Origin of the sequence: Kitasatospora paranensis (genome assembly GCF_039544005.1) — a bacterium.
GTDB lineage: Bacteria > Actinomycetota > Actinomycetes > Streptomycetales > Streptomycetaceae > Kitasatospora > Kitasatospora paranensis.
On the sequence record NZ_BAABKV010000001.1, the window covers coordinates 6,549,952 to 6,562,451 of the forward strand.

Genomic DNA, 12,500 nt, shown 5'->3' on the forward strand with positions numbered 1-12,500 from the left:
GGGGAGGGCGGCGTCCGGGCGTCCGTGCGCCCGGGGGCTACGGGCCAGTACGGTCCTCGCATGACCACAGCTCTCATCACCGGCGCCACCGCCGGCATCGGCGCCGCCTTCGCCCGACGGCTCGCCCGGGACGGACGCCACCTCGTGCTGGTCGCCCGGGACGCCGAGCGGCTCGCGCAGGCCGCGGCCGACCTCGCGAAAAGCCACGGCGTCGAGGTGGAGGTGCTCGTCGCCGACCTCGCCACCGACGCGGGCATCGGCGCCGTCGAGGAGCGCCTGCGGGACACCGCCCGCCCGGTGGACATCCTGGTCAACAACGCCGGCTTCGGGAACCGCGGGGCCTTCCTGGACGTGCCGCTGCAGGCCGAGCTGGACATGGTGAAGGTGCACGTCGAGGCGATCCTGCGGACGACCAGTGCCGCGCTGCCCGGCATGCGCGAGCGCGGCCGCGGCGCGGTGGTGAACGTGGCCTCCGTGGCGGCCTTCCTGCCGCGCGGGACGTACGGGGCGAGCAAGGCGTGGGTGGTCAGCTTCACCCAGGGGATCGCCCGCGATCTCGGCGGCAGCGGTGTCCGGCTCCAGGCGCTGTGCCCGGGCTTCACCCGGACGGAGTTCCACGAGCGGGCCGGCATGGGCACCTCGAACATCCCGTCCTGGGGCTGGCTCACGGCCGACCGGGTGGTCGCGGACTCGCTCCGGGACCTGGCCCGCGGGCGCACGCTGTCCGTGCCGGGCAAGCGGTACAAGGCGGCGGTGGCGATCGCCCGGCTGCTGCCGAGCGGCCGGATGGGTGCGGTCTCCTCCAAGGCGGGCCGCAGCTACCGCACGGACTGACAGGCGGCGGGCGGCGGCGGGCGGCGGCGGGGGACGGGCGGCGGGGGACGGGCGGCCGGGGGCGGCCGGCGGCGAGAGGAATAGAGTCAGGCTCACTATTAGTTCAGCGAACTATGAGTCGTACTCTATAGGCTGGCGGCGCCGACCGCCCCGACCCCCGGAGGCCGCCCTTGAAACCCGACCGGATCGACTGGACCCCGCCCGACCGCGACCGCGGCGAACCGGGACCGCCCGCCCAGATCCGCCGGATCCTCGCACTGTTCCGCCCGTACACCGGGCGGCTGGTCGTGGTCGGCCTGCTGGTCGCCGCCTCCGCCGTGGTCTCCGTCGTCACCCCGTTCCTGCTGCGCGCCGTCCTCGACACCGCCATCCCGCAGGGCCGGACGGGTCTGCTCAGCCTGCTCGCCCTCGGCATGATCGCCGCGGCCGTGGTCAACAGCATCTTCAACGTGCTGCAGACCCTCATCTCCACGGTCGTCGGCCAGCGCGTCATGCACGACCTGCGCACCGCCGTCTACACCCACCTCCAGCGGATGTCGCTGGCCTTCTTCACCCGGACCCGCACCGGCGAGGTGCAGTCCCGGATCGCCAACGACATCGGCGGCATGCAGTCCACCGTCACCTCCACCGCGACCTCGCTGGTCTCCAACCTCACCGCGGTGGTCGCCACCGTCGTCGCCATGGTCGCCCTGGACTGGCGGCTCACCGTGATCTCGCTGCTGCTGCTCCCGGCCTTCGTCTGGATCAGCCGCCGGGTCGGCAACGAGCGCAAGAGGATCACCACCGAGCGGCAGCGCAAGCTCGCCGCGATGAGCACGGCCGTCCAGGAGTCGCTGTCGGTCAGCGGGATCCTGCTCGGCCGCACCATGGGCCGCTCCGACTCGCTGTCGCGCGACTTCACCCGGCAGTCCGACGAGCTCGCCGACCTGGAGGTCCGGGCCGGAATGGCCGGGCGCTGGCGGATGTCGACCATCCAGATCGTGATGGCCGCGATGCCCGCCCTGATCTACTGGGCCGCCGGGCTGACGGCCGCCGGCGGCGCCCCGATCGTCTCGGTCGGCACCCTGGTCGCCTTCGTCTCCCTCCAGCAGGGCCTGTTCCGGCCCACGGTCAGCCTGCTGTCCACCGGCGTCCAGGTGCAGACCTCGCTCGCCCTGTTCCAGCGCATCTTCGAGTACCTGGACCTGCCGGTCGAGATCGCCGAGCCGGCCCGGCCGGTGCACCTCGCCGACGTCCGCGGCGACGTCACCTTCGAGAACGTCGAGTTCCGCTACCAGGAGGACCAGGAGCGGCCCACCCTCACCGGTGTGGACCTCAAGATCCCGGCGGGCGGCTCGCTCGCGGTGGTCGGCGAGACCGGCTCCGGCAAGACCACCCTCAGCTACCTCGTCCCGAGGCTCTACGACGTCACCGGCGGCCGGGTCTGCATCGACGGCACCGACGTCCGCGAGCTGTCCTTCGACACCCTCGCCCGGGCCGTCGGCACGGTCTCCCAGGAGACGTACCTGTTCCACGCCTCGGTCGCCGACAACCTGCGCTTCGCCAAGCCCGACGCCACCGACGGGGAACTCGTCGCCGCCGCCGAGGCCGCGCAGATCCACGCCATGATCGTCGCCCTCCCGGACGGCTACGACACCCTGGTCGGCGAGCGCGGGTACCGGTTCTCCGGCGGCGAGAAGCAGCGGCTGGCGATCGCCCGCACGATCCTGCGCAACCCGCCCGTCCTCATCCTGGACGAGGCCACCAGCGCCCTCGACAACCGGACGGAGGCCGCCGTCCAGCAGGCCGTCGACACGCTCGCCGCCGGTCGCACCACCATCACCATCGCGCACCGGCTCTCCACCGTGCGGCACGCCGACCAGATCGCCGTCCTCGACGCCGGCGAGGTCGTCGAGCTCGGCACCCACGAGGAGCTGCTCGACCGAGGCGGCCGCTACGCCGCCCTGCTGCGCCGCGAGGGCGCCCCCGCGGAGCCGGGGCCGGCGACGGTCTGAGGCGCGCCTGCGCCCCGCGTACGGGCCGCGCCGGCGGCGGCCACGGCGCGGGCGGGGCCCGGCGGCAGCCGTACGGGCTCGGCGCGGCTGCTCCGGGGAGTTCGACGGCCGGCTGGCGGACTTCCCGGACGGCGCCGGGAGCGGGCCGGCTCAGGCCGCCTTGGGGACCTCGTTGTAGGCGTCGGCCGACTCCTGGCCGGACAGCGCCTGGATCGCCGCCATCACCTCGTCGGTGACCTGGCGCCGCGCCTTGGCCGAACGGGCCTGGCCGTGCAGCTCGTCGAAGTGCAGCGGCTCGCCGAACCGGACGGTCACCGTGCGGATCCGCGGAATCCGCCGGCCGACCGGCAGGATCTCCGCCGGGCCCTCCAGCGCCACCGGCACGACCGGCACGCCCGCCGTCAGCGCCAGCCACGCGACCCCGGTCTTGCCCCGGTAGAGGCGGCCGTCGAGGGAGCGGGTGCCCTCCGGGTAGATCCCGAACGCCTTGCCGTCCTCCAGGATCTCCAGCGCCTGTTCCAGCGAGGCCGCCGCCGAGCGGTAGGTGCCGCGCTCGACCGGCACCGCGTTGAGCACCGAGGTGAACACCGCGCGGGAGATGGCCCCCTTCACGCCGGTGCCCGTGAAGTACTCGGCCTTCGCCAGGAAGAACACCTGGCGCGGCGCGGTCAGCGGGATCACCACGCTGTCGATGAACGACAGGTGGTTGCTGGCCAGGATCACCCCACCCTTGCGAGGCACGTGCTCCAGGCCTTCGATGACGGGCCGGTACACGGCCTTCGCCAGCGGCTTGAGCACGAGCTTCGTGATGAGGTTGAGCATGGGCGCTCCCTGGCCGGCCGGCGGTTTCGGTGTGATCGCGGCAATCGCCCCGAGGTCAGTGGGCAGGTTACGACATCGACCCCCGCGCCCGTCCACTCCCCTCGGGCGGCGAGTCGGTGCGATTCTCGTCACGCTGCGCGCAGGTCCGACTGCGCACCGGGTGCCCGGGGCCCCGGGCACCGGCGGCTCAGGCGGTCAGGACCCGGTCGGTCGGGGCCGGTGCGGGCGCACCGGTCGGGAAGACCCGACGCACCACCCGCTCGGCGGCCCCGCCGTCGTCCCACGGGCAGAACCGCTCGCGGAAGTGCGCCCGGAGGGCGGGCTCCGGGTCGCCCGCCAGCAGGGCCCGCGCCACCGCGGCCGGGTCGGCCGCCACCGCGCCGGGCGGCTCGGCGAGCAGGTCGAAGTAGACGCCGCGGACGCTCCGGTACTCGTCCCAGTCGGGGGCGAAGACCACGACCGGCCGGTCCAGCACCGCGAAGTCGAACATCACCGACGAGTAGTCCGTGAGCAGTGCGTCGGCCGCCAGGTAGAGGTCCTCCACCACCGGGTGGTCGGAGACGTCCACGATCCGCGCGGCGTCGGCCGCGGTGGCCAGCTCGCCCGGTCCGCCGCCGTGGAAGTAGTGCGTGCGCACGAGCAGGGTGTGGCCGGGGCCGAGCCGGCGGGCCAGCTCCGGCAGGTCCAGCAGCGGCAGGTAGCCGCCGCGGGCCTCGCGGTGCGTCGGCGCGTACAGCACCACCCGCTGACCGGCCGGGAGGCCGAGTGCCTCGCGGACGGCGGCGCACTCCTCGGCGGTGGCGTTGGCCAGCCGGTCGTTGCGGGGGTAGCCGGTCTCCAGCAGCTCGTAGCGGCCGGGGAAGGCCCGGCCGAAGTGCTCGCTGGTGTGCGGGTTGGGGGAGACCAGGTAGTCCCAGCGCCCGACCGCCTCGCGCAGCCGGTCGAAGTCCATGCCGTCCGCGGCCACCGGGAACTCGCGCAGGTCCATCCCCATCGACTTCAGCGGGGTGCCGTGCTGGGTCTGCAGATGGACGGTGCCGGGCCGCTTGGCCAGGGTGTGCGGGAAGTTGACGTTGTTGACGAAGTACTTGGCGGTGGCGGTGACCCGCAGGTACGCCGGCGAGTTCAGCAGCACGTAGGGCACGCCGGCCGGCAGCGCGGCGGCCTGGGCACGGGTCTCCACCACCCACACGCCGCGGATCTGCGGGGCCAGCTCGCGGGCCTTCTCGTAGATCGCCGCCGGGTTGCAGGCGTAGCCGCGGTGCCAGTACGCCGCGTACACCGCCAGGTTCTCGTCCAGCGGCAGCCGCCGCAGCACCCCGTACACGGTGGACCGGGCTCCGCCGCGCACGGCCCGCCGCAGGGCCGGCGCGACGGCCGCGGTGGTGCGCCGGGCGGCCTGCGGCAGCGCCCGGGTGCGGCGCAGCTCGTCGTAGGAGCGCCGGGCGCCGAGGGCGGCGAGCCGGTACGCGATGCCGTGCGCGCCGCGCGGGACGTGGTGGCCCGGCGGCCGGTGCCGGGCGATGTGGTCGGCGATCCGGGCGAAGAACGCGCCGCGCAGCTCCTCGGGGACGAGCCCCGGGGTGTCGTAGACGGTCAGGGCCTGGCGGACGGTGCGGTCGAAGACCAGCCCGCGCAGCGGGTCGGGCCTGCCGTCCAGGAACGCGAAGATCGCGTCGTACTGGGCGAAGGCGTCGGCGTGCTTGGCCGAGGCGGTGCTGGTGATCGCGCCGGGCCGGCCGCGCCGGTAGGCGTAGCAGGGGCGGTCGAGGTAGCGCAGCCGTCCGGCGGCGAGCAGCGCCGGGTAGGTGACCGAGATGTCCTCGTAGTGGCCGCGGCCGAAGGAGACGCCCAGGTCCTGGAGGAACGCGCGCCGGAGCACCTTGTTCCAGACCGCCATCACGCTGCGGAGCAGGGCGGGCTGCTGCTCGGCGGTGCAGCCGGTCAGCAGCGGTCCGGTGGCCAGCAGGTGCCGCCAGGGGTTGGGCTCGGTGGTGCCGTCCTGGTAGACGTGCGTGAAGTCGGTCAGGAGGACGTCGACGGGCTGTGCGGAGGCGTCCTCGCGGCGCAGCTCGGCCAGGACGGCGTCCAGGGCGCCGTCGGGCAGCCAGTCGTCGCTGTCGACGAACCAGACGTAGCGTCCGCGGGCCTCGGCCAGCCCGGCCGTGCGCGCGCCGCCCAGGCCCTGGTTCTCGGTGAGGTGCAGCACCCGCATCCGGTCGTCGTCGGCGGCATGCCGGTCGAGCAGCGCGCCGCAGCCGTCGGGGGAGAGGTCGTCCACCGCGATGATCTCCACCTCGCCCGGGTGGCAGGTCTCCGCGCGCAGGGAGTCGAGGCACTGCGGCAGGAAGCGCTCCACCCCATGGACCGGCAGGACAATGCTGAGGAGGGGGCTCACGCTCGTTCACTCCGCGAAGACGCTGGGTCGGTGGCTGCTCGCCCGGTAGGACCACTGTAGCCAGTGGAAGTGGACGCCCGGTTGCCTGAATGTGATCGTCGGGGTGTCGGGAGGTGTCCCGGTCCGACGCCGTACGGACCGTTTCTGTAGGAACCGAGGGGTGAAGATCTCCGGCCGCTGTCGGCCGGCTGTCGCGGCCGGCTGTCGCGGCCGGAGGGCGGCGGCGGGGAGCGCCGGGGCGGGGCGGCCCGGAAAACGCGACCGCCGGTGCCGCGCCGTGCGAGCGGCGGCACCGGCAGTCCGGTTTGGCGGCCAAGCCGACCCTCAACGGCCGACCGCCGGTCCGTACACCACGCCTGAGCCGGGCCGCCGCAGCGTCGAGACGGCCGGACAGTGACTCATGCGAGTGTCGGAAGATCATTCATCTGTCGAACTCATTCGACGGGGTCTCCCGGGGGTGGCCCGGGATTCCGCGTCTGAGGAAATATTGCTTGTAGGTTTCCGTCCCGTCAATCCCTCCGACCTGTTCAAGTTCTGAAGACTCCGGGGCGGCTGTCCGTGGCTCCGGCCGGCGGACGCCCCCGGCGGACCCGAGCGCGCCCCTGGCGCACCCCGCGGCACCCGCGCGCCGAGCCGCGTCGCCGTACGCGGCGGCGTCCTCCGGTCGGGCTTCCGATCGCGGGTTTGGGGCCGGCCCACCCCTCCCACCTGCGATCGCCGCCGGCCGCCATCGATGCGCAGTCGTGATCAGGCCCACGGCCCTCTGGTGCAGCGTCAGTTCCTGTCGCACGATACGGTGGCGGAACACGAGGACGGTTGCGCGAAGACCGTCATACACGGATAGTCTTCGCCTCACGGCCCTGGCGCCTCGTAGGGGTGGGAAACTGATGGAACAGATGCAAGTGCGGCCCCGGCCAAGGGTGCCGGCGATCCAGTGCGGAGTCGGCGCGACCGGCCGCCGGATCGACCGCCATCTCGCCGTGCTCGGCGCGCCGGCTCTCTCGACGGTCGACACGGCCGAGGCCCTCGGCCTCATAAGAGAGCTGACCCCGCGCGGTACCGGAGGGCTCGGTGCGAAGAACGCGCCGCGTCGCACGGCCCGCGTGTCGCTGCTCGCTCCGCTGCGCCGGCTCCGCCGGAGCCTGTTCGGCGGCCGCGGCTAGCCGCAGGCGGGCGGACGACGACCCGACGGACGAGAACGTCCGCCGGGTCCTTCCCATGTCCGTTCGACCACGCCACCGGGCTGCGCGGAACACCGTCGTGGATGCGCCAGGATGTGACCATGCCGGACACCTTCCACTCCCGCACCTTCGAGATCACCACGGGCACCGGCGAGGTCGCCCTCGATGTCACCGAGCGCTGCACGGCCTTCCTCGACGGGGCCGCCCGCGGGCGGGACGGACTCCTGAACATCTTCGTGCCGCACGCGACCGCGGGCATCGCCGTGATCGAGACCGGTGCGGGCAGCGACGACGACCTGCTCGCCCTGCTCCGCGACCTGCTGCCCGCCGACGGCCGCTGGCGGCACCGGCACGGCAGCCCCGGCCACGGCCGCGACCACGTGCTGCCCGGCCTGGTCGCCCCGCACGCCACCCTGCCGGTGATCGGCGGCCGGCTGGCCCTCGGCATCTGGCAGTCCGTGGTGCTGGTCGACACCAACGGCGACAACCCGCGCCGCACCCTGCGGCTCAGCTTCCTCGGCTGAGGCCGGGGCCGGGCCGGGGGCCTGGTGCCGGGGCCGGCCGGGTCGTCCGGCATGCGGGACACCGGGACGGCACCGCTTGCGGCCGACGGCGTCCGCCGGATAGGAAGGCGACCATGGACGACGAGGCGACCCAGGTCTGCGCACTGGCCGAGGACGACGGCACGGCCGTGCGCGGCCTCACCCCGGCCGACCCGGCCGCCGGGCCGCGCGCCGACTGCGTGCTGTGCGGCGAGCCCACCGAGCACCCGGCCGACCACCCCGGCAGCACGCTGTGCGCGGTCTGCACCTGGCAGCAGGCCCAGCGGATCGCCTGCTCCGGCTGACCAAGGCCTCGGCCCCCGCACACCGACCTGCTGCCGGCCGGCCGCTCAGACGTCCTGCTGCACGGCCACCGCGAGCGTCGAACCGTGCCGCCCCTTCCGGACGACCAGTTGGGAGGGGATCCTGGAGCGCAGGTCGGCGACGTGGCTGACGATGCCGACCGAGCGGTCCCGCTCGCGCAGGCCGTCGAGCACGTCCATCACCTCCTCCAGCGTCTGCTCGTCGAGGCTGCCGAAGCCCTCGTCGATGAAGAGGGTGTCGAGCGGCATCCCGCCGGCCTCGTCGGTCACCACGTCGGCCAGCCCCAGCGCGAGCGCCAGCGACGCGAAGAAGCTCTCGCCGCCGGAGAGCGTCGCGGTGTCCCGGTCGCTGCCCGTCCACGCGTCCACCACCCGCAGCGACAGCCCGGAGCGCTTGGTGCCCGACACCGGGCCGTCACTGTGCACCAGCGTGTAGCGGCCGCCCGACATCCGCACCAGCCGCTCGCTCGCCGCGGCCGCCACCTGCTCCAGCCGGGCCGCCAGCACGTACGACTCCAGCCTCATCCGCAGCGCGTTCTCGCCCGGCGCGCCGGACACCAGGGCCGACAGCCGGCCGATCCGGCCGAGCTCGTCCAGTGCCGGGCCCAGCTCCCTGGCCAGCCCGGTCAGCCGCTCGCCGAGCCGGCGCAGCGCCTCGCACCGCCGCTCGGCCTCGTCCGCCGCCGACGTCGCCCGCTGGAGCCGGCCGGTGGCCGCCGCCAGCACGTGCGCGGCGCGGGCCGGGTCGGCCGGCGCCAGCGTGGCCGCCGCCGCCAGCTCCGGACGGGCCAGCTCGGCCTCGGCCGCCGCCAGAACCCGGTCGTGGGCCTCCAACCGGGCCTCCAGAGCCGTCCGTTCGGCGGCGGGCAGCAGGGCGTTCGCCGCCTCCCGGGCCGAGGCGAAGCCGGCCTCCGCGGCCGCCCGCGCCACCTCCCGCTCGGCCTCGGCCGACCTGGCCGCGGCCTCCTCCGCGGCACGCACGGCGGCCAGCGCGGCCGCCACCGCCTCGGCCAGGGCGCTCACCTGCGCGGCCCGGGCGGCCACCGAGGGCGCGTCACCCCGGACGGCGGCCAGCCGGGCGGTCAGCTGGCGCCGCTCGCCGTCCAGTGCTCGCAGCCCGGCCGAAGCCGCCGCGCCGGCCTCCCCGAACTCGCGCAGCTGCTCGCGGCTGGCCTGCTGCTCGGCGGCCAGCTGTGCGGTGCGGAGCTCGATCGCGCCGATGCCGTCGGCACGACGGACGGCCGCGGAGCGCTCCTCGACGGCCGCCGCCAGTTCGGTGCCCAGCTCGGCCGCCGTCCGGCCACCGGCGGCCGCCGTCGCCGCGGCCTCGTCGACCCGCAGCCGGGTCAGCTCCTCGTCGGCCTTGTCGGCGGCCCGTTCCGCGGCGGCCTGCGCCACCCGGGCCCGCCGCTGGTCCTCGGCGGTCACCGGGTCGGCGCCCGGCAGGGCCGGCGCCGGGTGCTCGGCGGCGCCGCAGACCCGGCAGGGCTCGCCGTCGGCCAGGCCGGCCGCCAGCTCGCCGGCCATGCCGTCGAGGCGCCGCCGTTCCAGGTCGAGGGCGTGCTCGCGGGCGTCCAGGGCGGCCGTCCGCAGGCCCAGCAGGGCCCGGTCGGCGTCGCCGACCGCCGTGCGCAGCGCGTCCCGTCGGCGGGCGGCGTCCAGCCGGCCGGCCAGCTCGTGGCGCCGGGTGTCCAGCTCGACGACCCGGTCGGCGGCCCGCTCGGCGGCCGCCCGCTCCTCCTGGAGCTCCTTCAGCGCCAGGTCGTAGCCGGCCAGGAACTCCTCGGCGCGCTCGGTGCGGCGCTCCGCCTCCGCCTGGCCGGCGGTGAAGCCGCGCTCTTCGGCGGCCAGCTCCCCGAGACGCCGTTCGTCCTCGCGGGCGGCGGTGAGCTCGCCGCCGAGCGCGCGCAGCCGGCGCTCGGTCGCGGCCAGCGCGGCGGCGTCCACCTCGGCGGTCGCCGCCGGGCCGCCCTGGTGCGGCAGCAGGACCCCGCCGTCGGCCGCGGCCGGGCCCGGACCGCCGCCGACCGTCGCCGGGGAGCCGGTGCCGAGCCGGTGCAGGTCGGCCAGCCGCTCCCGGCGCCCGGCCGAGGCCGCCTGCAGCGCCGCGGCCCGGCTGTCGCACAGCCGCAGCAGGGACTCCACGCCCAGCGCTGCGCGGGCCGGGCCAGCCGGGCCCGGGCCTCGGTCGTGCCGGCGGCAGGATCCGCCGCCCGGGCGGCCTGCTCGGCGGCGGTTCGGTGGCGGTGCTGCCGGTCGGCGAGCTCGTCGGCGGCGACCCGGCGGGCCTGCGCGTCGGCGTGCGCCGTACGGGCCGCGGCGAGCGCCTCGGCGGTGACCGTCAGCCGTTCGGCGGCGTCCCCGCGCAGCACCGCGGCCCACCCGAGCACGCCGGTGACCAGCCCTTCCGCGCTCGCGGCCGTGCCGTCCTCGGCCGGCACCCAGCCCGCGGCCGGTTCGGCATCGGGCCCGGCGGCCTCCTCGGCCCGGCCGGCCAGCTCCCGCAGCCGCTGCCGGCCGTCGCGGACGGCGGCCTCCCGGGCGAGCCGGCCGTCCGCCAGCCAGCGTTCGACCTGTCCGAACCGCCGGGTGTCGAAGAGCCGCCCGAGCAGCTCGGCGCGCTGCTTGGTGTCGGCCCGCAGGAAGCGGGCGAAGTCGCCCTGCGGCAGCAGGACCACCTGGCAGAACTGCTCGCGGCTCATCCCGATCAGCCGCCGGATCTCCTCGCCGGCCTCCTGGTGCGACCGGCTCAGGCCCCGCCAGCCGGGCGTGCCGTCGCCGGTGTCGGCGACCCATTCGCGCAGCAGGGTCTGCGGCTTCTCGGTGGTGGTGCCGCTGCCGCGGAGCTTCGGCCGCGGCTGCTCGGGGCTGCGGGTGATCTCCAGGCGGCGGCCGCCGAGCGTCAGGTCGAGCCGCACCTCGGTGAGCCGGCCGGGCTCGGCGTGGTCGCTGCGCAGCGGATTGCCCCGGCGGGCACCGGGCACCTCGCCGTAGACGGCGTAGCAGACGGCATCCAGCACGCTGCTCTTCCCCGCGCCGGTGGCCCCGCGCAGCAGGAACAGGCCGGTGGACGCGAGCCGGTCGAAGTCGACCTCCTCCGTCCCGGCGAACGGGCCGAACGCGGTGAGGGTGAGCCGGTGCAGCCTCATCGGGCGGCCTCCTCGGTGAGCGCGTCGGCGCGCCGGACGGCCTCGAAGCCCTCGGCCAGCCAGGCCTGTTCGGCGGGGGTCGGCGCGGCGCCGGGGCGGACGTGCCGGACGAAGCCCTCGGCGACCTCCAGGTCGCTGCGGCCACTGACCCGGGCCGCGTAGGAGGGGTGGGCGTCGCCGTCGGCGTGCTCGGGGTCGAAGAGCAGTTGGAGGGTGTGCGGGAAGCGCCGACGCAGCCGCTCCATGGCGTCGGCCGGGCGTGCCGGGTCGGTGAGGGTCGCCTCCACCCAGCACTCCTCGGCCCAGTCGAACCGTTCGTCGTCGAGCAGGACGTCCAGCCGCTCGCGGATCCGGGCCAGCCGGCGCGGCTGCGGGCAGTCGATCCGCCGCTCCTCGGCGATCGAGCCGTCCGCGGCCAGGTCGATCAGCCACATCGTCTTGCGGTGCTCGGCCTCGGAGAACGAGTAGGCCAGCGGGGAGCCGCTGTAGCGCAGGTGGGGGCGAGCCGCTGGCAGCCGTGCAGGTGGCCGAGCGCGGCGTAGTGCACCCCGTCGAACACCGAGGCGGGCACGCTCGCGACCCCGCCGACCGTGATGTCCCGCTCGCTGTCGCTGCTCTCGCCGCCGGTGACGAAGGCGTGCGCGAGCACCACCGCCCGGGTGCCGGCCGGGCGGGCGGCCAGGTCGGCCCGGACGGTGTCCATGGCGGCGCCGAGCACCCGGTCGTGGCCGCCGCGGTCGAGCCCGAAGCGCTCGCGGACGAGGGTCGGTTCCAGGTACGGGAGGCCGTAGACCGCGACCGGGCCGTGGTCGTCGGCGAGCAGGACCGGCTCGGCGCAGCCGTCCGGGTCGGTGCGCAGGTGGATCCCGGCCCGGTCGATCAGCCGGGCCGCGACGCCGAGCCGCCGGGCCGAGTCGTGGTTGCCGCTGATGAAGACCGCGGGCACGCCGAGGCCGGCCAGCCGGACGAGGACGTCGTCGAAGAGCCCGACCGCCTCCAGGGAGGGCAGCGCCCGGTCGTAGACGTCGCCCGCGACCAGCACGGCGTCGACCCGCTCCGCCTCGACGACCGTCACCAGGTGGTCGAGGAACGCGCGCTGGGCGTCGTACAGGCTCTCCCGGTGGAAGGAACGGCCCAGGTGCCAGTCGGAGGTATGCAGCAGTCGCATGGGCACCGACCATAACGGCCGCCACCGACAATCCGGGCATCCGCGGCGGCGGGAGGGGGCGCGTGGGTCCCCGGGTGGTGACCCGGCGT

The 12,500-nt window shown here is 75.6% G+C and carries 7 protein-coding genes and 2 pseudogenes; 5 read left to right on the plus strand and 4 right to left on the minus strand.

The annotated features are described in order from the left end of the window. Positions 1 to 60: 60 nt before the first annotated feature. Both ABEB13_RS31140 and ABEB13_RS31145 read left to right on the plus strand, forming a co-directional pair. Positions 61 to 834 carry an SDR family NAD(P)-dependent oxidoreductase gene (locus ABEB13_RS31140; RefSeq protein ID WP_345708132.1) on the plus strand — a complete coding sequence of 258 codons (774 nt, stop codon included), beginning with the start codon at positions 61 to 63 and terminating at the stop codon, positions 832 to 834. A gap of 170 nt (positions 835 to 1,004) precedes the next feature. Beyond that, a complete protein-coding gene (locus ABEB13_RS31145; protein ID WP_345708133.1) occupies positions 1,005 to 2,828 on the plus strand; it encodes an ABC transporter ATP-binding protein in 1,824 nt (607 codons plus the stop codon). Positions 2,829 to 2,978: 150 nt separating this feature from the next. On the opposite strand, the gene ABEB13_RS31150 is transcribed toward ABEB13_RS31145, so the two are convergent. Then, positions 2,979 to 3,650, minus strand: coding sequence for a lysophospholipid acyltransferase family protein (locus tag ABEB13_RS31150; protein ID WP_345708134.1), 672 nt, complete (start codon positions 3,648 to 3,650; stop codon positions 2,979 to 2,981). A 187-nt stretch (positions 3,651 to 3,837) separates the two neighbouring features. Next, entirely contained in the window at positions 3,838 to 6,048 is a 2,211-nt protein-coding gene (locus ABEB13_RS31155; RefSeq protein WP_345708135.1) for a bifunctional glycosyltransferase/CDP-glycerol:glycerophosphate glycerophosphotransferase, read from the minus strand. Positions 6,049 to 6,935: 887 nt separating this feature from the next. On the opposite strand from ABEB13_RS31155, the gene ABEB13_RS31160 reads away from it, so the two are divergent. From ABEB13_RS31160 to ABEB13_RS31170, 3 genes are all read left to right on the plus strand, one after another. Continuing rightward, complete coding sequence (locus ABEB13_RS31160) at positions 6,936 to 7,211, plus strand: hypothetical protein (protein WP_345708136.1); 276 nt, start codon at positions 6,936 to 6,938, stop codon at positions 7,209 to 7,211. Between the two features lie 119 nt (positions 7,212 to 7,330). After that, complete coding sequence (locus ABEB13_RS31165) at positions 7,331 to 7,753, plus strand: YjbQ family protein (RefSeq protein ID WP_345708137.1); 423 nt, start codon at positions 7,331 to 7,333, stop codon at positions 7,751 to 7,753. Between the two features lie 113 nt (positions 7,754 to 7,866). Further along, on the plus strand, positions 7,867 to 8,076 hold the full coding sequence (locus tag ABEB13_RS31170) for a hypothetical protein (RefSeq protein ID WP_345708138.1): 210 nt from the start codon (positions 7,867 to 7,869) through the stop codon (positions 8,074 to 8,076). 45 nt (positions 8,077 to 8,121) lie between these two features. Here the strand turns inward: ABEB13_RS31170 and ABEB13_RS31175 are convergent. Together ABEB13_RS31175 and ABEB13_RS31180 are read right to left on the minus strand one after the other, a co-directional pair. After that, positions 8,122 to 11,243 (minus strand): annotated as a pseudogene (locus tag ABEB13_RS31175) (AAA family ATPase). Beyond that, a pseudogene (locus ABEB13_RS31180) lies at positions 11,240 to 12,411 on the minus strand (exonuclease SbcCD subunit D). The pseudogenes ABEB13_RS31175 and ABEB13_RS31180 overlap by 4 nt, the downstream one beginning before the upstream one ends. Positions 12,412 to 12,500 lie beyond the last annotated feature (89 nt).